22 protein-coding genes are annotated in these 20,007 nt (G+C 65.4%); 13 read left to right on the forward strand and 9 right to left on the reverse strand.

The window, feature by feature from the left end; translation table 11 throughout:
* Nucleotides 1-119 precede the first annotated feature (119 nt).
* Nucleotides 120-512: a carboxymuconolactone decarboxylase family protein gene (locus ACSHT2_RS08865; protein ID WP_271532893.1), complete on the forward strand. Its 393-nt coding sequence runs from the start codon at nucleotides 120-122 to the stop codon at nucleotides 510-512.
* Here ACSHT2_RS08865 and ACSHT2_RS08870 read toward each other — a convergent pair.
* Both ACSHT2_RS08870 and ACSHT2_RS08875 read right to left on the reverse strand, forming a co-directional pair.
* Complete coding sequence (locus ACSHT2_RS08870) at nucleotides 474-998, reverse strand: hypothetical protein (RefSeq protein WP_440641231.1); 525 nt, start codon at nucleotides 996-998, stop codon at nucleotides 474-476. The genes ACSHT2_RS08865 and ACSHT2_RS08870 overlap by 39 nt on opposite strands.
* A gap of 201 nt (nucleotides 999-1,199) precedes the next feature.
* On the reverse strand, nucleotides 1,200-1,385 hold the full coding sequence (locus ACSHT2_RS08875; protein WP_063195310.1) for a hypothetical protein: 186 nt from the start codon (nucleotides 1,383-1,385) through the stop codon (nucleotides 1,200-1,202).
* Between the two features lie 291 nt (nucleotides 1,386-1,676).
* Here ACSHT2_RS08875 and ACSHT2_RS08880 point away from each other — a divergent pair, with 291 nt between their 5' ends.
* The 5 genes from ACSHT2_RS08880 to ACSHT2_RS08900 all read left to right on the forward strand — a co-directional run bounded on the left by ACSHT2_RS08880 (nucleotide 1,677) and on the right by ACSHT2_RS08900 (nucleotide 6,771).
* Nucleotides 1,677-2,594: an ABC transporter permease subunit gene (locus tag ACSHT2_RS08880; RefSeq protein WP_194393152.1), complete on the forward strand. Its 918-nt coding sequence runs from the start codon at nucleotides 1,677-1,679 to the stop codon at nucleotides 2,592-2,594.
* A 27-nt stretch (nucleotides 2,595-2,621) separates the two neighbouring features.
* On the forward strand, nucleotides 2,622-3,923 hold the full coding sequence (gene livM / locus ACSHT2_RS08885) for a high-affinity branched-chain amino acid ABC transporter permease LivM (protein ID WP_440641232.1): 1,302 nt from the start codon (nucleotides 2,622-2,624) through the stop codon (nucleotides 3,921-3,923).
* Complete coding sequence (locus tag ACSHT2_RS08890) at nucleotides 3,920-4,753, forward strand: ABC transporter ATP-binding protein (protein ID WP_440641233.1); 834 nt, start codon at nucleotides 3,920-3,922, stop codon at nucleotides 4,751-4,753. The genes livM and ACSHT2_RS08890 overlap by 4 nt, the downstream gene beginning before the upstream one ends.
* Complete coding sequence (locus tag ACSHT2_RS08895; RefSeq protein WP_440641234.1) at nucleotides 4,750-5,493, forward strand: ABC transporter ATP-binding protein; 744 nt, start codon at nucleotides 4,750-4,752, stop codon at nucleotides 5,491-5,493. Before ACSHT2_RS08890 ends, ACSHT2_RS08895 begins: the two co-directional genes overlap by 4 nt.
* 159 nt (nucleotides 5,494-5,652) lie before the next feature.
* Entirely contained in the window at nucleotides 5,653-6,771 is a 1,119-nt protein-coding gene (locus ACSHT2_RS08900; protein WP_440641235.1) for a branched-chain amino acid ABC transporter substrate-binding protein, read from the forward strand.
* A gap of 83 nt (nucleotides 6,772-6,854) precedes the next feature.
* Here ACSHT2_RS08900 and ACSHT2_RS08905 read toward each other — a convergent pair whose 3' ends face one another.
* Nucleotides 6,855-7,241: a response regulator gene (locus ACSHT2_RS08905; protein ID WP_440641236.1), complete on the reverse strand. Its 387-nt coding sequence runs from the start codon at nucleotides 7,239-7,241 to the stop codon at nucleotides 6,855-6,857.
* A 237-nt stretch (nucleotides 7,242-7,478) separates the two neighbouring features.
* Here ACSHT2_RS08905 and ACSHT2_RS08910 point away from each other — a divergent pair, with 237 nt between their 5' ends.
* The 3 genes from ACSHT2_RS08910 to ACSHT2_RS08920 are packed head-to-tail and all read left to right on the forward strand — an operon-like array spanning nucleotide 7,479 to nucleotide 11,622.
* On the forward strand, nucleotides 7,479-10,304 hold the full coding sequence (locus tag ACSHT2_RS08910; protein WP_440641237.1) for a PAS domain S-box protein: 2,826 nt from the start codon (nucleotides 7,479-7,481) through the stop codon (nucleotides 10,302-10,304).
* Between the two features lie 58 nt (nucleotides 10,305-10,362).
* Entirely contained in the window at nucleotides 10,363-11,358 is a 996-nt protein-coding gene (locus ACSHT2_RS08915) for a P1 family peptidase (RefSeq protein WP_440641238.1), read from the forward strand.
* Nucleotides 11,359-11,409: 51 nt separating this feature from the next.
* The gene (locus ACSHT2_RS08920) at nucleotides 11,410-11,622 is read left to right on the forward strand and encodes a KTSC domain-containing protein (RefSeq protein WP_440641239.1); all 213 of its coding nucleotides are present in this window, start codon (nucleotides 11,410-11,412) and stop codon (nucleotides 11,620-11,622) included.
* Nucleotides 11,623-11,635: 13 nt separating this feature from the next.
* Here the strand turns inward: ACSHT2_RS08920 and ACSHT2_RS08925 are convergent, their stop codons facing one another.
* Nucleotides 11,636-12,403: an EF-hand domain-containing protein gene (locus ACSHT2_RS08925; RefSeq protein WP_440641240.1), complete on the reverse strand. Its 768-nt coding sequence runs from the start codon at nucleotides 12,401-12,403 to the stop codon at nucleotides 11,636-11,638.
* A 251-nt stretch (nucleotides 12,404-12,654) separates the two neighbouring features.
* On the opposite strand from ACSHT2_RS08925, the gene rpe reads away from it, so the two are divergent.
* The 3 genes from rpe (at nucleotide 12,655) to ACSHT2_RS08940 (ending at nucleotide 13,848) form a co-directional block, all read left to right on the forward strand.
* On the forward strand, nucleotides 12,655-13,356 hold the full coding sequence (gene rpe, locus ACSHT2_RS08930) for a ribulose-phosphate 3-epimerase (RefSeq protein WP_440641241.1): 702 nt from the start codon (nucleotides 12,655-12,657) through the stop codon (nucleotides 13,354-13,356).
* A gap of 163 nt (nucleotides 13,357-13,519) precedes the next feature.
* Nucleotides 13,520-13,666: a hypothetical protein gene (locus tag ACSHT2_RS08935; protein WP_319330347.1), complete on the forward strand. Its 147-nt coding sequence runs from the start codon at nucleotides 13,520-13,522 to the stop codon at nucleotides 13,664-13,666.
* A gap of 5 nt (nucleotides 13,667-13,671) precedes the next feature.
* Complete coding sequence (locus tag ACSHT2_RS08940) at nucleotides 13,672-13,848, forward strand: hypothetical protein (RefSeq protein ID WP_440641242.1); 177 nt, start codon at nucleotides 13,672-13,674, stop codon at nucleotides 13,846-13,848.
* Between the two features lie 243 nt (nucleotides 13,849-14,091).
* Here the strand turns inward: ACSHT2_RS08940 and ACSHT2_RS08945 are convergent, their stop codons facing one another.
* The 5 genes from ACSHT2_RS08945 to ACSHT2_RS08965 form a co-directional block, all read right to left on the reverse strand.
* Nucleotides 14,092-15,531, reverse strand: a complete 1,440-nt coding sequence (locus ACSHT2_RS08945) for a serine/threonine protein kinase (protein ID WP_440641243.1) — start codon at nucleotides 15,529-15,531, stop codon at nucleotides 14,092-14,094.
* A gap of 5 nt (nucleotides 15,532-15,536) precedes the next feature.
* A complete protein-coding gene (locus ACSHT2_RS08950; RefSeq protein ID WP_440641244.1) occupies nucleotides 15,537-16,277 on the reverse strand; it encodes a metallophosphoesterase family protein in 741 nt (246 codons plus the stop codon).
* A 118-nt stretch (nucleotides 16,278-16,395) separates the two neighbouring features.
* On the reverse strand, nucleotides 16,396-17,001 hold the full coding sequence (locus tag ACSHT2_RS08955) for a hypothetical protein (protein ID WP_440641245.1): 606 nt from the start codon (nucleotides 16,999-17,001) through the stop codon (nucleotides 16,396-16,398).
* Nucleotides 16,994-17,665 (reverse strand): hypothetical protein, encoded by a 672-nt coding sequence (locus ACSHT2_RS08960; RefSeq protein WP_440641246.1) that lies wholly within the window; start codon nucleotides 17,663-17,665, stop codon nucleotides 16,994-16,996. Before ACSHT2_RS08960 ends, ACSHT2_RS08955 begins: the two co-directional genes overlap by 8 nt.
* Nucleotides 17,662-18,432, reverse strand: coding sequence for a MotA/TolQ/ExbB proton channel family protein (locus tag ACSHT2_RS08965; RefSeq protein WP_440641247.1), 771 nt, complete (start codon nucleotides 18,430-18,432; stop codon nucleotides 17,662-17,664). The genes ACSHT2_RS08960 and ACSHT2_RS08965 overlap by 4 nt, the downstream gene beginning before the upstream one ends.
* Before the next feature lie 200 nt (nucleotides 18,433-18,632).
* On the opposite strand from ACSHT2_RS08965, the gene ACSHT2_RS08970 reads away from it, so the two are divergent.
* A complete protein-coding gene (locus ACSHT2_RS08970; protein ID WP_440641248.1) occupies nucleotides 18,633-20,000 on the forward strand; it encodes a sensor histidine kinase in 1,368 nt (455 codons plus the stop codon).
* Nucleotides 20,001-20,007: the final 7 nt, after the last annotated feature.

Genomic DNA, 20,007 nt, shown 5'->3' on the forward strand with positions numbered 1-20,007 from the left:
TTCGTCATTCCGGGGCGATGCGCAGCATCGAACCCGGAATCTCGATCGGCATTCGCAACCTCGAGATTCCGGGTTCGCCTCTTCGAGGCGCCCCGGAATGACTCATTCGGAGGAAACACATGGACGACCAGAAGCGCCGCGATGCCGGCATGACCGTGCGCCGCAAGGTGCTGGGCAATGCCTGGGTCGACAAGTCGATCGCGAACCGCAACGCGTTCAACACCGACTTCCAGGATATGATCACGCGCTACGCCTGGGGCGAGATCTGGACGCGGCCGCATTTCGACGAGCGCACGCGGCGCGTGCTGGTGATCGGCACCATGGTGGCGCTCGGGCAATGGGACGAGTTTCGCCTGCACGTGCGAGCCGCGCTCGCCGAGGGTGGCTTCACGCCGGACGACATCAAGGAAATCCTGCTTCAGCAGGCGATCTATTGCGGCGTGCCGGCGGTGAACCACGCCGTCAAGGAAGCCTCAGCTATTGTGCAGGAGCTCGGCCTGCTCAAGACCTAGCGGCGCGGCGATCTCCGACGTCTTCGGTGCTGCCGCCGGCTTCTCGATCACCACCACGATCGCGGCACCGAGCAAGAGCAGGAGCTCGGTGGCATGCAGCCGGAGCGCGGCCATCTCGCCGACCTTCGAGGCCATCACCATGCTGGCAAACGAGATCAGGCTGCCGATCGCCAGCGCAATGCCGAGCGCCTCGTCGCTGCCGCCGCTCTTGCGGATTCGGGGAATGCAGAGCAGCACGAGGTAGATCGCAAAGAACGCCACCACGGTCAGCCGGCCCAGCGCCAGCAGCCAGGCGGCGCGCACCGTGTCCATCCCTGCCATCTGGAGATGGTCGCTCAGGAACAGCGCGACGGCGACGCTCGGCCGCTCGTAGAGGCCGTGCACAGGCGCGACAATGATGTTGAAGGCGACCAGGGCCCAGGCCGGAATGAAATAGGCCGCCAGCAGCGCGCCGTTGACCGAACCGATCCGCCAATTCCTGAGCATGCCGCTTCCCGCCTGGTTTGCCGGCCTTCGACGAAAGGCCGCGGCTTCGCCGAGCTAACTCGCATCAGACTATGGCGGCAATTTAAACTCTTTGTTTACCTTAACTGTCCCAGGGACCGGGAACTGTCCCAAGGACTGGGCGCCAAAAAGAAAGGCCCCGCCTCTCGGCAGGGCCTCCTCACTCCTGGGCTCCCAAACTCGCTATTCCTGACCGCGCTGGCCGCCCTGTTGCTGGCCTGGGCGATCGCCTTGGCGCATCGGGTCGTTCTGCTGCTGCTGTCCGGGTTTCTGGCCGCCGCCCTGCTGCTGCCCGGGCTGTTGACCTGGGCGCTGCTGGCCGGGGTTTTGACTCTGCTGGCCCGGATTCTGGTTCTGCTGCTTCGTCATTTCGGGAAACTCCCTTGTTGGACGTCAGAGCTGAGACAACGGCGGGCATCCACTTTGGTTGCCTGAGGGAACCCGGTTCCTCGCAGTTGCGGAACCGGAAAGACGACAGTCGTAACGAAATGACCATTGTACAAGCGCGTCTGCCGCGCCTTCGCTAGTTGCAGCCGCCAGTTCCCTCCTGTTACAAAACCGGAAGATTGCTCAAGGGCTGCCGGGGCCCGAGAAGAAACTCAAGACCTCTCTCTCGAATAGCTCCCTTTGAGCGGCGTCAGGTTTGGTAAACGGCAGCCCATGGATTATTTCGCCCAGCAGCTCATCAACGGTCTCGTCCTGGGCTCGATCTACGGCCTGATCGCGATCGGCTACACGATGGTCTACGGCATCGTCGGCATGATCAACTTCGCCCATGGCGACGTCTTCATGATCGGCGGCTTCATTGCCCTGATCACCTTCGTGATCCTGATCTCGCTCGGGCTGACCGCCATCCCCGTGATCCTGCTCGTGGTGCTGCTGGTCTCGATGGCGATCACCGCGCTGTATGGCTGGACCATCGAGCGCATCGCCTACCGGCCGCTGCGCCACTCCTTCCGCCTCGCCCCGATGCTGTCGGCGATCGGCATGTCCTTCGTGCTGACCAATTATTCCCAGGTCGCGCAAGGCGCGCGCGTCAAGCCGATCCCGCCCTTCATCACCGGCGGCTACACACTGCATGAGAGCGCGGACGGCTTCGTGATACAGCTTTCCAACATCCAGATCATGGTGGTCGTCACGACCATCGTGCTGCTGGCGATCTTCACCTGGCTGGTGTCGCGCACCCGGCTCGGGCGCGACATGCGCGCCTGCGAGCAGGACCAGACCATGGCGGCGCTGCTCGGCGTCGATGTCGACCGCACCATCTCCATGACCTTCGTGATCGGCGCCGCGCTCGCTGCGGTGGCCGGCCTGATGTACCTGCTCTATTACGGCCTCGTCGATTTCTTCATGGGCTTCGTCGCCGGCATCAAGGCGTTCACCGCTGCCGTGCTCGGAGGCATCGGCTCATTGCCCGGCGCCATGCTCGGAGGGCTTGCGATCGGCCTGATCGAGACGTTCTGGTCGGCCTATTTCTCGGTCGAATACAAGGACGTCGCGGCGTTCTCGATCCTGATCGTCGTGCTGATCTTCATGCCGACCGGCCTGCTCGGTCGTCCCGAAGTCGAAAAAGTCTGACGGTCACGCGTGACAGCTCCCCCGACCATGACGACCAAACGTACAACGGGCGCCACCTCCCTCCTCAAGACGGCTTTTATCAACGCGCTGATCGCGCTGGTGCTGTTCTCGCTGATGGTCGGCATCCGCACCGAGGCGGGCTCCTCCGGCCAGCTGACTTATTGGACGCGCTTCGGCGACCTCGCCTCCCTCGTCGCTGCGGTGTTCGGCGGCTCGATCGTGATCGAGCTGTTGCGGCAATGGATCGGCCCGACCGGCACCGAGAAGCTGGTGCCGCCGGCCGTGCAGAGCGGCATGTCCTTCATCGGCCGCTACCTCGCGCCGGCGCTTCTGATCTTCACGGTGCTGGTACCCGTCATCTTCTATAACCAGCGCTACATCCTCGACCTCGCGATTCTCGTGCTCACCTATGTCATGCTGGGCTGGGGCTTGAACGTCGTGGTCGGGCTCGCCGGCCTGCTCGATCTCGGCTACGTCGCCTTTTATGCGGTCGGCGCCTATTCCTACGGACTGCTCGCCACCAATTTCGGCTGGTCGTTCTGGATCTGCCTGCCGCTCGCCGGCATCCTCGCCGCGTTTTGGGGCGTGCTGCTCGGCTTCCCCGTGCTCCGCCTGCGCGGCGACTACCTCGCCATCGTGACGCTCGCCTTCGGCGAGATCATCCGCCTCGTCATCATCAACTGGCAGGAGCTGACCGGCGGTCCAAACGGCGTCTCGGGTATTCCCCGCCCCTCCTTCTTCGGCATCCCGCTCGACAACAGCGATGACGGGCTCGCCGCCAGGCTCGGCATCGAGTACTCGCCGACCCACCGCATCATCTTCCTGTTCTACCTGATCCTGGCGCTGGCGCTCCTCACCAACTGGGTGACGATCCGGCTGCGCCGCCTGCCGATCGGCCGGGCCTGGGAGGCCTTGCGCGAGGACGAGGTCGCCTGCCGCGCGCTCGGCATCAACACCACGACCACCAAGCTCACGGCGTTCGCGACGGGCGCCATGTTCGGCGGCTTCGCCGGCGCGTTCTTCGCAACGCGCCAGGGCTTCATCAGCCCGGAATCCTTCACCTTCCAGGAATCGGCGCTGGTGCTCGCGATCGTCGTGCTCGGCGGCATGGGCTCGCAGCTCGGCGTCGCGCTCGCAGCTCTCGCCATGATCGGCGGCTTCGAGCTGTTCCGCGGCCTCGAGTCCTACCGAATGCTCGTGTTCGGCATGTCGATGGTGCTGATCATGATCTGGCGGCCGCGCGGCCTGATCGGCCATCGCGCACCCACCGTATATCTGACCAAGGCGAAGACGATCTCCTCCGATCTCGTCAAGGAAGGGCACGGATGAGCGCCGACCAGATTCTCAGCGTCGACCGGCTCGCCATGCGCTTCGGCGGCATCGTCGCCGTGCAGGACCTGTCATTTTCGGCGGAGCGCAAGAAGATCACCGCGCTGATCGGGCCGAACGGCGCCGGCAAGACCACGGTCTTCAACTGCATCACCGGCTTCTACAAGCCGAGCGGCGGCAGCATCCGTCTTGCCCACGACGACGGCGGGGTGTTCGCACTGGAGCGGCTCAACGATTTCCGCATCGCCAAGCAGGCCAAGGTCGCGCGCACCTTCCAGAACATCCGCCTGTTTCCCGGCATGACCGCGCTGGAAAACCTGATGGTGGCGCAGCACAACGCGCTGATGCGCGCTTCCGGATTCACCCTTCTCGGTCTCCTTGGTGTTCCTGCCTACCGCGACGCCGAGAAGCGCGCGATCGATCTCGCCACCGACTGGTTGAAGCGGGTCAATTTGCTCGACCGCGCCGACGACGCCGCCGGCAATTTCGCCTATGGCGACCAGCGCCGGCTGGAGATCGCGCGCGCAATGTGCACCGAGCCGGCCCTGTTGTGCCTGGACGAACCCGCGGCCGGCCTCAATGCGCGCGAGAGCGCGGCCCTGAGCGAGCTCCTGCTCTCGATCCGGGACGAGCTCGGCACCTCGATCCTGCTGATCGAGCACGACATGTCGGTGGTGATGGAGATATCCGACCACATCGTGGTGATGGACCATGGCGTGAAGATCGCCGAAGGCACGCCGCGCGAGGTCCGCGACGATCCCAAGGTGATCGCCGCCTATCTCGGCGCCGACGAGGACGAGGCCGTGGCCGTGATGGAGAGCGGGACGTGACATCGGCGCCCACTTCCCTGCTCGCGATCCGGGGTCTTCGCGCCGCCTACGGCAAGATCGAGGCGCTGAAGGGCGTCGACATCGAGATCAATGCCGGCGAGATCGTCGCCCTGATCGGCGCCAACGGCGCCGGCAAGTCGACACTGATGATGACGATCTTCGGCAAGCCGCGCGCCCGCGCCGGCCAGATCCTCTATGAAGGCCGCGACATCACCGACGTTCCCACCCACGAGATCGCGCATTTGCGCATCGCGCAATCGCCGGAAGGCCGCCGCATCTTCCCGCGCATGAGCGTTGCGGAAAATCTTCAGATGGGGGCGGACTCCACCGCATGCACCGACGCCGAACGCGAGGCGACACTGCAACGCGTATTCACGCTGTTTCCGCGGCTGAAGGAACGCTATGCCCAGCGCGGTGGAACCCTGTCCGGCGGCGAGCAGCAGATGCTGGCCATCGGCCGCGCGCTGATGAGCCGTCCCCGCCTGCTTCTGCTCGACGAGCCCTCGCTTGGCCTCGCACCGCTGATCGCACGCCAGATCTTCGGTGCGATCCGCACCCTGAACCGGCAGGACGGCCTGACTGTCCTGATCGTCGAGCAGAACGCCAACCATGCGCTCAAGCTCGCCCATCGCGGTTACGTCATGGTCAATGGCCTGATCACCTTGGCCGGCACCGGCACCGAATTGTTGCAACGCCCGGAGATTCGTGCCGCCTATCTGGAAGGCGGCCGCCACGGCTGAGCCAGCGCTGAGGCCGACGAGTGCGGCCGAATGTGGCGAGATATCTCCGCAAATGCCCGTATTTTGCCGGTGACTTCTCCTCGAATTCATTCAAGAATGGCGCCGGTTTGAACCGGGCATCCCGGCAACTTCCACAGGCGACCACCCGCGAGGTATCTCATGAAATCACTGAAGCTCATCGGTCTGGCATTCGGCGCATCGATCGCGCTGTCGAGCGCGGCATTCGCGCAGGATGTCACCGTCGCAGTCGCAGGCCCGATGACCGGCGGCGAGTCCGCCTTCGGCCGCCAGATGAAGAACGGCGCCGAGATGGCCGTGGCCGATATCAATGCCGCTGGCGGCGTCAACGGCAAGAAGCTCGCGCTCTCCGTCGAAGACGACGCTTGCGACCCGAAACAGGCGCGCTCGATCGCCGAGAAGATCGCCGGCGCGAAAATCCCGTTCGTGGCCGGACACTATTGCTCGTCATCGTCGATCCCGGCTTCGGAAGCCTATGCCGACGGCAACGTGCTCCAGATCACGCCGGCCTCGACCAACCCGCTGTTCACCGAGCGCAAGCTCTGGAACGTGGCTCGCGTCTGCGGCCGCGACGATCAGCAGGGCCTGATCGCCGCGCAGTACATCGCCAAGAACTTCAAGGGCAAGAACATCGCGATTCTCAACGACAAGACCACCTACGGCAAAGGTCTTGCCGACGAGACCAAGAAGGCGCTCAACAAGGCCGGCGTCACCGAGAAGATGTACGAGTCCTACAACAAGGGTGACAAGGACTTCAACGCGATCGTCTCCCGCCTGAAGCGCGACAACATCGACCTCGTCTATGTCGGCGGCTATCATCAGGAGAGTGGCCTGATCCTGCGCCAGATGCGGGACCAGGGCCTCAAGACCGTGCTGATGGCCGGCGACGCGCTCGCCGACAAGGAGTACGCCTCCATCACCGGCCCTGCCGGCGAAGGCACGCTGTTCACCTTCGGCCCCGACCCGCGCAACAAGCCGACCGCGAAGAAGATCGTCGAGGCATTCAAGGCCAAGAACATCGACCCTGAGGGCTACACCCTCTACACCTATGCGGCGATGCAGGTTTGGTCGCAGGCGGCCAAGAAGGCGGGCACGACCGACGCCAAGAAGGTCATGGCGGCGATGAAGGCCGGCAAGTGGGACACCGTGATCGGCCCGGTCGAATATGACTCCAAGGGCGACATCAAGCAGATCGACTACGTCGTCTACAAATGGGACGCCAAGGGCGGCTACGCCGAGATCAGCGGCAACGGCACCTAAAGCGCGCTTGCCGGGCCTTTAAGCCGCCATCCAATCATCACCGCGCCCCGGCTTAGCCCGGGGCGTTTCTTCTTGCGGCAGGATCAGACAGCTGCGGCCAGCTTGCCGCCGGCCGCGGCCTGGGCCTTCCGCAAGGCCTGCAGCAGATCGTTCGGCCGAAACGGCTTTTGCAGGCAGACCACGTTGGCGAGGTGGGGCGATTGATCCACGAAGTCGAGCGCCGTCATGCCGGATACCGCAATGACGGGGAGCGCCGGTGCGCGCTCGCGCAGGGTCGCGATGACGTCGGCGCCGCTGGCGTCGCCGAGAAAAATGTCGACGATCGCCGCGTCAAAGGGGCTTTCCGCGAAGGCCTTCAGCCCAGCCGCGCCGCTTTCGGCCTCCACGACCTCGAAATGATTGACCCGAAGCACGATCGCGACCATCGCACGGACGTCCTTCTGGTCGTCGATGATGAGAACGCGGGGCATGGGGGGACAACTCCCGATATCCGAATCAGAATCGCCAGGTTCGACCCTGGAACCCGCCACGGCGGAGGTGCATTGTGGCATCACCCGGTAAAGGGCACCTTACCCAATCCCTGTTCCGTGTTCCCACCGCGGTTAAGAAAGCTGTAACCTTCGGTTGAGTCGTGGCCGGTCCTGTTCACGATCCGCGCCCAGAACCGCTACCATGAACGGACTGCCGGCCGAATGAGACCAGCGGAGATGCTCAAACCCGACCAGCTCAAGACCGACCCGCGAGAGGTGGATGTGCCTGCGGCGGTCGACCGAAGCACGTTTCTTTCGACCCTGCCCGCCACTTCGGCAGACCGCACCGCAGCATTGACGATCGTCGGCGTGTCCTCCCTCCTGTTTGCAGCGGCCGTGCCCTTCGCGGGTACCCCGCTCCTGCCGGTCCCGGCCTTCGTCGCGAGTTATCAATCTGCGCTCGCCGTGAGCGACACCGTCACGGCCGTGCTGCTGCTGTCGCAATTTGCGATCTTGCGGACCCGCGCGCTGCTGTGGCTCGCGACCGGCTATCTCTTCACCGCCGCGGCGGCGCTGGTTCATGCCCTCACCTTCCCCGGACTGTTCGCACCGGCCGGACTCTTTGGCGCGGGCAGGCAGACCACGGTCTGGCTCTACATGATCTGGCACGCCGGCTTTCCGCTGTGCGTGATGGGTTATGCGTGGCTGAAAGAAAATGACGGTGGTCCCCGGATCCGCGGCACGGCAAGCCGGGCGATTTATGCCAGCGTGCTCGGCGTCATCGCCGCAATGGGCGTCTTCGCCTGGATCGTGACCGCGCAGCACGATCTGCTGCCGGTCCTGTTGCGCGACGGTCGGTACACGCCAACCATGATCGGAGTCGTGTCCTTCGTGTGGTCGCTGAGCTTTGCCGCGCTGGTCTCGCTCTGGTTCCGCAAGCCGCACACGGTGATCGACGTCTGGCTCATGGTGGTCATGTGCGCCTGGCTGTTCGACATCGCGCTGTCGGCGATCGTCAACGTCGCGCGCTTCGATCTCGGCTTCTATGCCGGCCGGCTCTACGGCCTCGCTGCGGCGACCTTCGTGCTCGCAGTGCTACTCATCGAGAATGTCCGCCTCCAGGCGCATACGGTGGGCCTCGTCGGAAGGCTGCGCCAGCAATCGGCCTCGGAACGCGACTATTACGGCAAGCGCCTCGCGCTGTACGGCGCAGTCGTCGAGTCGTCCAACGATGCCATCATCACGAAATCGCTCGATGGCATCATCACCGGCTGGAACAAGGCCGCCGAACATCTTTTCGGCTATTCTGCGGCCGAGGCCATCGGCAAGCCGATCGACATCATCGTGCCGCCTGATCTCAAGGGCGAGGTCAGGAGCATCCTCAACCGGATCGCCAGCAATGAGTCGATCGCCCAGCACGAGACGATCCGGATCCGGAAAGACGGCCGCCCGCTCGACGTCGTCCTCAACATTTCACCGCTGCGGACCGATGAGGGAGAGATCATCGGCGCCTCCAAGATCGCCCACGACATTACCGAAGAGAAGCAGGCGAGAGAGAAGCTGCGCCGCGAGACCGAAGAACGCCAGCGCATCTTCGAGACATCGCAGGACCTGATCCTGGTCACCGACGGCTATGGCAATTTCGTCCAGGTCAGCCCGAGCGTGAAGAGCATTCTCGGCTACAGCCCCGAGGACATGGTCGGGCACAGCGCGACCGAGTTCATCCATCCCGACGATCTCGAGAGGACGCGAAACGAGATGCGCGCAGCCCGTCGTGGCGCGGTCAAGCGCGGCTTCGAGGCGCGCTACTACCATTACGACGGTCACGAGGTCACGCTGAACTGGATGGGCACCTGGTCCGAGCCCGTGAAGCGCCATTACTTCATCGGCCGCGACCTCACCGACAAGCAGGCCGCCGAAGCCCAGCTCCGGCAGATCCAGAAGATGGACTCGATCGGCCAGTTGACCGGCGGCGTCGCCCACGACTTCAACAACGTGCTGACCGTCATCACGGGCACGATCGGCATTCTCAGCGATGCGGTCGCCGACCGGCCCGAGCTTGCCGCCATCACCAGGCTGATCGACGACGCCGCCGAGCGCGGCGCGCAGCTGACCAAGCATCTGCTCGCCTTCGCGCGCAAGCAGCCGCTCCAGCCGCGCGAGATCGACGTCAATGCGCTGGCGCTCGAAGCCGCCAAGCTGCTGCATCCGACGCTCGGCGAGCAGATCACCATCATGCCGCAGCTCACCGAGGATGCCTGGCCGACGCTGGTCGACCCGGGCCAGCTGTCCACCGCGATCCTCAATCTCGCGCTGAACGCGCGCGACGCCATGCCCGACGGCGGCACCCTGGTGCTGGAGACCCGCAACGTCTTCCTCGACGACGGCTATGCCAGCATGAACCCCGACGTCGCTGCCGGCAATTACGTGATGATCGCGGTCAGCGACACCGGCAGCGGAATTCCCGCCGAGCTGATCGACCGGGTGTTCGATCCCTTCTTCACCACCAAGGAGGTCGGCAAGGGCACGGGCCTCGGCTTGAGCATGGTGTTCGGCTTCGTCAAGCAGTCGGGCGGCCACATCAAGATCTACAGCGAGGAAGGCCACGGCACGAGCGTGAAGATCTACCTGCCGCGCTCGACAGGAGTGCAGGAGACCGAGTTCGAGGCGCTCCAGAACGCGCCCATCGCCGGCGGCAACGAGAAGATCCTGATCGTCGAGGACGATGCGCTGGTGCGGCAGTATGTCGTGACGCAGGTCAAGAGCCTCGGCTATACCGCGCTCGAGGCTGCCAACGGCGCCGAGGCCCTCGATATCATCGACAGCGACGAGACCATCGACCTGCTCTTCACCGACATCATCATGCCCGGGAACATGAACGGCCGCCAGCTTGCTGACGAAGCGGCCCGGCGCCGCCCCGACCTGAAGACGTTGTTCACCTCGGGCTACACCGAAAATGCCATCGTCCATCACGGCCGGCTCGATTCCGGCGTGCTGCTGCTGGCCAAGCCCTACCGCAAGTCCGAGCTCGCCAAGATGCTCAGGACCGCGCTCGCCAGTTGAGCCTGCGGCATCGCTGCGCTATCGCAGATCGCGAAGTGCTCTCAACAACGAGGCCATCTTGAAAAACCTTCTGACCGATATCGCCGGCGTCCGGGTCGGCCATGCCGAGAATATGAAAGTGGCCTCCGGCACGACCGCCATCATTTTCGACCAGCCCGCCGTCGCGGCGATCGACGTCCGCGGCGGCGGACCCGGCACGCGCGAGGTCTCGCTGCTCGAGGTCGCCAACACGGTCGAGCGGGTCGACGCGATCGCGCTCTCGGGCGGCTCCGCGTTCGGCCTCGATGCCGGCGGCGGCGTGCAGGCCTGGCTCGCCGAACAGGGCCGCGGCTTCAGGGTCCGGGAGGCCGTGGTCCCCCTCGTTCCGGGCGCGATCGTGTTCGACCTGCTCAACGGCGGCGACAAGGCCTGGGGCCGCTTCTCGCCCTATCGCGATCTCGGCTATGCCGCCGCTGCCTCCGCCGGCACCGACTTCGCGCTCGGCAGCGTCGGTGCGGGCCTGGGTGCGACCACCGCCACCTTCAAGGGCGGTATCGGCTCGGCATCGGCCGTCACGTCGAATGGCGTCAAGGTCGCCGCGATCATGGTGGTGAACGCGGTCGGCAGCGTCACGGTCGGCAACGGACCCTGGTTCTGGGCCGCGCCGTTCGAGGAAAACGGCGAGTTCGGCGGACGCGGCCTGCCGCCTGCGTTCACGCCCGACATGCTGGCGATGCGCATCAAGGGCGGGCCGGCCGCGAGCGAGCGCGAGAACACCACGATCGGCCTCGTCGTCACCGACGCGATTCTGAGCAAGGCGCAGGCCAAGCGGCTCGCGATGATCGCGCAGACCGGATTTGCCCGCGCGATTTATCCGGTGCACGCTCCGCTCGACGGCGACGTGCTGTTCGCCGCAGCCACTTGCGAGAAGCCGATCGAGGCGCTGGTGGAGCTCACCGAGCTCGGCATGGTCGCCGCCAACGTGGTCGCGCGCGCGATCGCAAGCGGCGTGTACGGTGCGACCGCGCTGCCGTTCCCCGGTGCGCAGCCGGCGTGGAAAGACAAGTTCGGTTAGAAACGAAACGGCGGAGACGGCGTTACCAGACGGGGGCAGAGGTGCACCGTCATGCCGTCTTCCGTGATCCGTTTCTTCCGCTATGCGCCCGACACGCGCGAGCTGAAGGTGACTTTCGTCAGCGGACGACTCTATGTCTACGAGGACGTTCCGCCCGAGGTCGCCGACGCGTTCAGGGACGCGCGCTCAAAGGGCACCTTCTTCAACCACGAAATCCGCGACCGGTATGTCTACCGTGACATCACGCACGAGTATGCAGGCTGACCTCGGACCTCATTCACACGCTCATCGACAGCGATGAAGCGGCGGACGCCGCCGAGGCCTGCGCCTGACGCTGCATCATCTGTCCGAACCAGTCATAAGGCGAGTTGTTGGCGCCTGATCCATTCGAGCTGCTGGAGGCACCCGGCACCGTGGTCGACATCTTGAAGCCGTCGGCATAGGCGACGGTGGTGGTGGTCGAGCCGTCGGCATTCGTCGTCGTGGTCGAGGTCGATCCACCGCCGGATTGCGACGAGGAATCCGATCCCTCGCCCGCGCCATCGGCACCTTGCGCTTGATGGCCGCCCCTCAGCGCCTTCGTCATTTCGCCGAGGTTGATGCTGCCATCTGCATTCGCATCCATCTTCGAGAACACGTCGTCGGCCTGCGCGAGATTGGTGCCGCCGGCGCCGAGTGTGTCCTCAAACTCGGATTTGGTGATCTTGCCGTCGCCGTCCGTATCGATCTGCGCGAACAGGTCCTTCAGCGCATCCTCCCGGCTCACCGACGTCGAGGAGGTCGCGCTCGAGGACGTCGCGCCGTCCGCCGACTGGCTCTGCGCGGCGATCAGCGCGTTCATCGTCTCCGGCGAGATCTGCGCGCGATTGCCCGAGTTGACCGACGAGGCCGCGCCGCTGGTCGTGCTGCTGCCGCTGTCGATCGCGAACGGGTTGGTCGCGCCTTGCGTCGATCCCGTCTTCTGCGTCGATGAGGACGATTTCGAGTTGGTCAGCGACTGGATCGCGCCGAGCGCACTCGATACCGCACCAAGGGCAAACAACATTGCACAACTCCAACCGATGCCGCATGCCGCGGCCAATGTTCAGGAATGACGTCAGCAAGCGTCGTGCCAGCGCGAAAAGCTCAATGAAATCCGCCTCTGCCGCGCTTGGCGCCGCCGGGGAACACCGGCAATTCGTGCCGGTCGCGGCAGAAATTTCCGCCCACAGGAAGCACGGCTCCCCTGCATTGCCCGCCACGGAGGCCCATGTTAGGCGAGGCCATCTTTCACGGCCGCCACGGGAAAACGCGCCAATGACCCAAGCCTTCGCCCCTCGCCCCCTGGCCATCGCGCCCTCGATCCTGGCCTCGGACTTCTCCAAGCTCGGCGAGGAGGTGCGCGCGGTGGATGCCGCCGGCGCCGACTGGATCCATCTCGACGTGATGGACGGGCACTTCGTTCCGAACATCTCCTACGGCCCTGATGTCATCAAGGCGATGCGCCCGCACACGAAGAAGATCTTCGACGCGCATCTGATGATCTCGCCCTGCGATCCCTATCTCGAGGCCTTCGCGAAAGCCGGCTGCGACCACATCACCGTTCATGCGGAGGCCGGCCCGCACCTGCACCGCTCGCTCCAGGCGATCCGCGCGCTCGGCAAGAAGGCGGGCGTCTCGCTCAATCCGGCGACGCCGATCAGCGCGCTCGAATACGTCCTCGACCTCGTCGACCTCGTGCTGGTGATGTCGGTCAATCCCGGCTTCGGCGGCCAGGCTTTCATCCCCTCCGCGATCAGCAAGATCCGCGACATCCGCGCGATGACGGCGGGCCGTCCGATCGACATCGAGGTCGACGGCGGCGTCGGCCCCGACGTTGCCGGCGCGCTCGCGGCGGCTGGCGCCAACGCCTTCGTCGCCGGCACCTCCGTGTTCAGGGGCGGCACGCAGGACGCCTACAAGACCAACATCGCCGCGATCCGCAACGCGGCGCTGGGGGCCCGCGGCGAAGCGATTTGAGCTGGATCAAGCCGCGCAGGCTGACGAGGGGAAGTCCCCGTGGCGTCTCCGGGTGCTGCAGCGCATCGCTTAGATTGCAATCCTGATCCGTACTCATCCGGACTTCACTGATTCGCGCAAATCACCGCAAGTGACTCCTGTCTGCTTTTGACGGGAGCACATCATGACGACGACCCTGATCTGGACTGGCGTAGCGTTGTGGTTCGGACTCAACGCGGCGATCGAGGCGGCTCGCAGCCTCTACGCGGCACGGCCGGTGAAGGCCGCGACTTCTGCCCGCATCATTCCCCTTCATCGTCACCGCGGCTGAGCGCCATGCAGATCGCCCTGGTGAAGCGCCAGCCGAAGCGCAGATGCCGGATTCCGCGTCGCCCGCATCCAAACCTCGAGGACTTCTTCGGCCGCTTCGAACGCGCCGACAGCATGCTGGACGACGATGCCGGGCCCGACACCGACCTCGACCATTCGTTCTCCTCGCAGCGCCGACACTGAGATTTCCTTTTCCGGACCCGACCCAATGAAACCGCATTGCCCGACCTGCCTGAAGGAAATGACCAGGGCGTCCGCGTCGCGTAACCTGTTCAGTTGCGAACCTTGCCGCGAGATCATCCAGTATTTTGGCGGCGGCGCGGATCACGGCGAGCCCGGCCCGCAATTCTGCTGGCCCATCCGCCGCAAGCGCGCCGCCCACTCCGTCCGCGCGGCCTGATCCAAACCCGCAAGACGCCAGGCGGGCTATCCCGCCATGTCGCCGGCATCTGAGCCGCCGCCATTGCCAGCCAGCCGCTGCGGCCGCACCACAGTAACGGTGCAGGTCGCTTCCGCGGCCACCTTGGCCGAGACGCTGCCGAGCAGCGTGCGCCTGAACGAGCTCTGCCGTGCGCCGATGATGACGTGATCGACCTGGTTGGCCTCGGCGAATTCCAGGATCGCGGCGGCAGGATCGACCGCCTCCAGCACATGAGCCGACAGCCGGCTCTCATCCAGCTTGAGCGGCGTCGCCCAATGCCTGAGCGCGACCAGGCGGTCGATATGCTTGTTGGAGCCCTGCTCGTCCAGTGTCCGGTCGATCGCGATCCGGTTCAGCTTGAGCACGTTGACGCAGGCAAGCCGCGCTGACGGCAAGGTGGCGAGGATGCGTTCGGTCGTCACGCGCAGCGCCTCGTTCAGCTCCGATGCGCCTTCCACCGTGTCCAGCGCGACAGCGAGGATCGGGCTCGATGCGATCTGGGCGGCGACGTCCGATTTCGCGCGCGGCGCCATGACACCCAGGTTGAAGCGGCGCCGCCAGGCGACGCTGAGGGAATCGCGCTTCACCCGCTCCGATCGCGCGGTGAGCTTGACCTGATCCGGATGGGCGAGATCGAAGGCAAGCTGGGACGCCGTCGGATAGCGCCACACCGGCTCGATCTCGAGGCACCGCAACACCACCTCCTGGAGCCAGGGCGGATAGTCGGCGCGCAAGCAGCGCGGCGGATGCGGATCACGCCAGAGCCGACGCCGCATGGCGCGCAGCGTCTCGCCCTCGCCGAACGGCCGCTCGCCCGTCGTGAAGAAATAGAGCAGCACGCCGAGCGAAAACAGATCGCTGCGCGGATCGTCGCGAACGCCCAGGAGCCGCTCGGGCGCCATGTAGGGCGCCGTGCCGTAAGGCAGGCGGAACTCTTCCTGCAACAGATCGGGCAGATGGTTGTGGTGCGACAGGCCGTAGTCGATCAGAACCGCCTCGCCTGAATCACGAAACATGATGCTGCTCGGCTTGATGTCGTGATGGATCACGTTCTGCCGGTGCAAATCGGCGAGCGCGAGCGCGATCTTTGCGACGAGCTGCCGCGCCTCGTCATAAGGCAGCGGCAGGTCGGGGAGCCGCTTGTAGAGCGTGGCGCCGGGGATGCGCTCGATCACGACATAGGCCTGATGCGCGAAATCCCCGGTGCCGAAGCAGGCCGGCACGTGCGGACCTGCAAGCCGCGGCAGGATCATCATCTCCATCTCGAAGGAGACGATCGCGGCGGGGTCCTCGCCCTCCGACACTCGCGGGATCTTCATCAGCAAGGGCACGTCGATGCCGGGATGGGTGACGGTCCATAGCGTCGCCATGCCGCCGGCATGCACGCATTCACCGATGGTGTAGCCGTCGATCTCCGCGCCTGACTTGACCAGGGGTTTCGGCATCGCAGTCAGCGCCCCTGCGACAGCCTGTCGGCCAGCCAGGGCGGCAGTCCGTTGTCGCGGATCCTGCTTGCTGCGGTTGCGATGTCATAGGGTGCGCGGCAATAGGTGATCTGGCATGAGACCGTGTCGAACAGCGCGAAGGATGCGGACGGATCGCCGTCGCGGGGCTGGCCGACCGAGCCGAGCACGGCGAGCCATTGCCGCCCGCGCAGGAGCTGCACGGGAACGTCGGTCTTCGGCACGAAGCTCGTCATCTTCGCCGTCACCGACATCGAATAGAGCGCGGGGCGGTGGATGTGGCCGCAGAACGTGACATGGGCAGGCGTCGCGATCAGGCTCTTGGCGGCGTCCACCGTCGAGCGGACATAGTGCCAGCGCTGGGGGCTGGAGGCCTCCGAATGCACGAACAGGCGATCGCTGTCCTCCACCAGCATCGGCAACTCGGCCAGGAACCGCCGCTGCTCGATGTCGAGCCGGCCGCGGGTCCATTCGATCGCGATCTGCGCTTCGGCGTTCATGGTCTCCGCCGAGGAATTGACCGCCTGGTCGTGGTTGCCGCGCACGGCAACGGCACCCTGGGCCACGAGCTCCATTGCGTTATCCACCACCCATTCCGGATCGGCGCCGTAACCAACGAAATCGCCGAGCAGGACGAACTGCTCCGCGCCCTTCGCACGGGCGATTTTCAGGCAGGCCTCGAACGCCTGCCGGTTGCCGTGGATATCCGAGAAGACAGCTAGGAGCACGCACCCTCCACCCCTCGAACTCATATTGAAAGCCGATAAGGCCAAATTGAGGGAGATCAAGACCATGCGCCAGCGACACGCTGTTTACCAGCGCCGGCCTACGGTGATGATGAAGGGTCTATTGCTCGTCCTTGGGCGGCATCCGGGGCGGCGGCAGCGGCGTGAACACGGCGCCTTGCGCGCCCGCCGGCGGCGCATTGAATTCGCCGGTCGAGGAATCGCCGCCGCTGGTCTCCAAAATGGTCTTGGGCGTCACATATTCCCGGACCATGTCGATCAGGCTGCCGTCGCCGCCGCCGAAATCCGCGGCACGCCCGCCTTGGGGATGACCGGCCGCGATCTCGTTCTGCGCGGCATGGGTCTTGTCGGCCAGCCTGTCGTCGTACGGCACCCGGAAGGCCCGGGGGATGCCGCTCGGGCGATTGTCCTCATCCAGCGCCTCGATCCACAGATAGATCGAGCCGGGATCGCCTTCCAGCGAATGCGGCTCGACGATGCGGGCCTGGAGCAGCTTGAAGGCGGTGGGCATCCGGTCGGAGCTGGCCCAGCCGAGCAGCCCGCGCATCTCGGTGAAGCTCACGACATAGAAGGTGCTGGTCACGACCACGGCGACCGCCTTCAATGACCAGTGCAACCGCGCATAGACCAGCACGACCAGCAGCAGAGCGCCGATGACGGCGTAGGCGACCGACAGCGTCAGGATGACCGTTTGCAGATTACTCACGGCGCATCCTCACACCGGTCTTCGGATCGAGGTCGGCACCGTTGGCGCGCACGTTGCGGAACGTCTCCAGCAGGGATTTCGGCCGCTGGTCGACATTGACGACCTTGCCTTCGGCATCGAGCCGGAAACGCACCGCGGTCTTCTCGTCGCCGGTATGGCCGAGCGCCAGCTTGTTGTCGAAGATCACCTGTGCGGTCGGGTTGAGCTTCTGCACCTTCACGCTCGCCGTAACGGGTTCGCCGGTCGTTGCATGGAAATGCGAGATGTTGACGGTGTATTCGCCGGCGACGATGCCGCGCACGGTGACGATCTCCTCGCGGATCGGCGAAGCGATCTTCTTGCCGTTGACGATGATGAAATCATTGGCTCCGCCGCGATCGTCGCGGTCGAGCGTGAGGAAGCCGGCCTCGCGGTGGCGATACCAGGCGATGTTGCCGGCCGGATCCTGCACGAACAGGTCGAGATCGTCGGGGTGATTGTCCGGCCAGTCCATCGTGATGATGAACTCCGCCTTGGAGTCGATCTTGCCTTCCTTGGCGTCCGGCGAGACAGCGAGCAGCGCCAGGAAGAACAGGAACGCGATCACCTGGAGCGCCTTGAACAGCATCACGCCCAGCGGATCGAACGGCTCCTCGCGTGGATAGAGACCGAAATCATCCATCATGACGGCGCACCAGAACCCTTGCGCTCCAGCACCGGCGTCACATAGGTCTCGGTCAGCACCACCGCGTCCGAGAACACCCGCTGGGTCGCGGTATCCAGCATGTAGTACTGGATGCGGACCAGGATCGAGCCGACGAGGCCGGCGAGCGTCGTGTACATCGCGACCGCCATGCCGTCGCTCATCAAGCCCATCGAGGAGCGCATCGCGACCTTGTCGGCGGCATCCAGCCCCGCGATCGGCGCCAGCATGATGATGAAGCCGATGATGGTGCCGAGCAGGCCGAGCTTCATCAGCGTATCGGAGACGAAAGCACCGAAGCCGTTGGAGCCGCGCAAGCGATCGGCGAGGTTTCGCAACAGCAACGTCTGGTCGACCGGCCGGTAGTCCTGCGCCGCGGCTTTCGTCACCAGGCTCTGGATGTGGTCGCGCACGAGGCCGCGCGGCAGCACCGCCGCGCTCGCGTCCAGCACCTTGCTGCCGTCCGGCGCCGCCAGCACCGCCCGGCAGCGCCGCGCCGCTGCGCCTTCACGCGCAATCGCGCGCGTGCGCAGGAAGCAATGGCCGCAGGTGAGGAAATAAAGCAGCGCGATCACGCTGGAAATGTAGGTCCGGTCCGAGGTCAGCATCAGGTGGATCAGGCCGAAGCGCCACAGCAGCACGACGGCGAAGACCGAGAGCCCGGTGAAGATCATCCAGAACAGCAGCGCACTGCGCTCGGACGGGTCGGTCGCAGTCCCCGCGATCGGTCCAATCGTGATCGAACTCATGCTGCACCGCTCCTGGCTCGCAAGCACCGGCTTGCAACGTGTCCCCACCGATTAGATCAAAGCCGCCGTTTCCGGTCCAAAGACGCATGCCCAATCCGGCTTGGGAAATTTGCCCAAGCTGCAATCCACCTCAACCACCGCGATTGGCAAGGCGCGGCGGCGTTGTTAGGCTGACCTTACCAAACGTCGGGGGTGATCGCATGCGCCTCGTGCTCCAGCTTGTCGCCCGTCTGCTGCTCATCGTCCTGCTCTGCCTCGGAGCCGCGACCTTGTGGGCCACGTTCGATGCCTATCGCAGCGTCGACCGCGCGACTGCTGCCTCGGCGCAGCGGGTCGCGCAGGCGCTACAGGCGCTGTATTGGCGCGAGCTTTTGTTGCGCAGCAGCAGAGCGCGCGAGCATCTGCTGCCGGTTCCAGACTGGCGCACGCTGGAGACGGTGAAGCTGATCTCGCCCGGGGTCTGCGTCGAGTTCCAGCCGGCGGTGGCGTTCGAGAAGCCGCTCTGCGGCCAGAGCGAGGGGCTGGGCAAGGCGCCGCCGCGCTGGTTCGCTGCCATCGTGCCCACCTTCCTCGGCAGCCACGCCGAGGTCATCCGGCCTGTCAGCCCCCGCGCCGCTTCCGCCGGCACGGTGGTCGCGACGCCGGACGGCGCGGCGGCCGTCTCGCTGGCCTGGGAGTACATCCTCAACGTGATCGATGTCGCGCTGCTCATGGCGGCGGCAATCGCGCTGCTGGCGTCGCTCGCGATCGCACATGCGCTGGCGCCGGCGCGCGCGATCGTGACCGCCCTGCAGCGCATGGCGCGCGGTCAATATCGCACGAAACTGCCGCGCTTCCGCTCGATGGAGCTGGCGATGATCGGCAGCGCCGTCGGCGAGCTCGGCGACCGGCTGGAGGAAGCTACCGAGCAGCGCGCCGCCCTGACGCGGCGCCTGATCGAAATCCGCGACGACGAGCGCCGCGCCCTCGCCCGCGAGCTGCACGACGAGTTCGGGCAGAATCTCTCCGCCATTCTCGCCTTCGCCAACACAATCGAAACAGCGAGCACCAAGGACAACAGCACGGGAATCGCTCAGGATGCGCGCATGATCTCGCAGGCCACCCATCATCTGATGGCCTCGCTCCGCGATGCGCTGAAGCGGTTGCGCAATCCGCTGCCCGAGGAACTCGGGCTCGAGGTAAGCCTCGTCAATCTCGTCGACAGCTGGCGCTCGCAGAGCGCGGCGCGGCCGACGATCCAGCTCGATCTCAGGGGTGACCTCACCGACATCAGCGGTCCGGCCGCCACCACGGCCTATCGCGTGGCACAGGAATGCCTGACCAACGCGCTGCGTCACGGCGTGGCGCGCGAGATCAGCTTGCGCGTCGAACGCCGTGCCGGCGAGCACGATGCGCTGCTGATCCGCGTCGAGGACGACGGCGGCGGCGACGCGGCCCGTGTCGCGCAGTCGGCCGGTTTCGGCCTTACCGGCATCCGCGAGCGCGTCACGGCAGCCGGCGGATCGCTGTCGATCCTGCCTGCCCGCGGCGGCCTCAGCGTTGCCGCCACCATCCCGCTCGCTGCGTGAGGCCGGG

Origin of the sequence: Bradyrhizobium sp. PUT101, assembly GCF_052043945.1 — a bacterium.
Taxonomy (GTDB): domain Bacteria; phylum Pseudomonadota; class Alphaproteobacteria; order Rhizobiales; family Xanthobacteraceae; genus Bradyrhizobium.

Excerpts from the sequence above, each read along its gene's own strand:
- ACSHT2_RS08970 (WP_440641248.1), top strand. The coding sequence starts at position 18,633 with ATGCGCCTCGTGCTCCAGCTTGTCGCCCGTCTGCTGCTCATCGTCCTG.
- rpe (WP_440641241.1), top strand. The coding sequence starts at position 12,655 with ATGACCCAAGCCTTCGCCCCTCGCCCCCTGGCCATCGCGCCCTCGATC.
- ACSHT2_RS08920 (WP_440641239.1), top strand. The coding sequence starts at position 11,410 with ATGCCGTCTTCCGTGATCCGTTTCTTCCGCTATGCGCCCGACACGCGC.
- ACSHT2_RS08960 (WP_440641246.1), bottom strand. The coding sequence starts at position 17,665 with ATGATGGATGATTTCGGTCTCTATCCACGCGAGGAGCCGTTCGATCCG.
- ACSHT2_RS08940 (WP_440641242.1), top strand. The coding sequence starts at position 13,672 with ATGCAGATCGCCCTGGTGAAGCGCCAGCCGAAGCGCAGATGCCGGATT.
- ACSHT2_RS08935 (WP_319330347.1), top strand. The coding sequence starts at position 13,520 with ATGACGACGACCCTGATCTGGACTGGCGTAGCGTTGTGGTTCGGACTC.
- ACSHT2_RS08925 (WP_440641240.1), bottom strand. The coding sequence starts at position 12,403 with ATGTTGTTTGCCCTTGGTGCGGTATCGAGTGCGCTCGGCGCGATCCAG.
- ACSHT2_RS08870 (WP_440641231.1), bottom strand. The coding sequence starts at position 998 with ATGCTCAGGAATTGGCGGATCGGTTCGGTCAACGGCGCGCTGCTGGCG.
- ACSHT2_RS08890 (WP_440641233.1), top strand. The coding sequence starts at position 3,920 with ATGAGCGCCGACCAGATTCTCAGCGTCGACCGGCTCGCCATGCGCTTC.
- ACSHT2_RS08880 (WP_194393152.1), top strand. The coding sequence starts at position 1,677 with ATGGATTATTTCGCCCAGCAGCTCATCAACGGTCTCGTCCTGGGCTCG.
- ACSHT2_RS08965 (WP_440641247.1), bottom strand. The coding sequence starts at position 18,432 with ATGAGTTCGATCACGATTGGACCGATCGCGGGGACTGCGACCGACCCG.
- ACSHT2_RS08875 (WP_063195310.1), bottom strand. The coding sequence starts at position 1,385 with ATGACGAAGCAGCAGAACCAGAATCCGGGCCAGCAGAGTCAAAACCCC.
- ACSHT2_RS08905 (WP_440641236.1), bottom strand. The coding sequence starts at position 7,241 with ATGCCCCGCGTTCTCATCATCGACGACCAGAAGGACGTCCGTGCGATG.
- ACSHT2_RS08900 (WP_440641235.1), top strand. The coding sequence starts at position 5,653 with ATGAAATCACTGAAGCTCATCGGTCTGGCATTCGGCGCATCGATCGCG.
- ACSHT2_RS08910 (WP_440641237.1), top strand. The coding sequence starts at position 7,479 with ATGCTCAAACCCGACCAGCTCAAGACCGACCCGCGAGAGGTGGATGTG.
- ACSHT2_RS08865 (WP_271532893.1), top strand. The coding sequence starts at position 120 with ATGGACGACCAGAAGCGCCGCGATGCCGGCATGACCGTGCGCCGCAAG.
- ACSHT2_RS08945 (WP_440641243.1), bottom strand. The coding sequence starts at position 15,531 with ATGCCGAAACCCCTGGTCAAGTCAGGCGCGGAGATCGACGGCTACACC.
- livM (WP_440641232.1), top strand. The coding sequence starts at position 2,622 with ATGACGACCAAACGTACAACGGGCGCCACCTCCCTCCTCAAGACGGCT.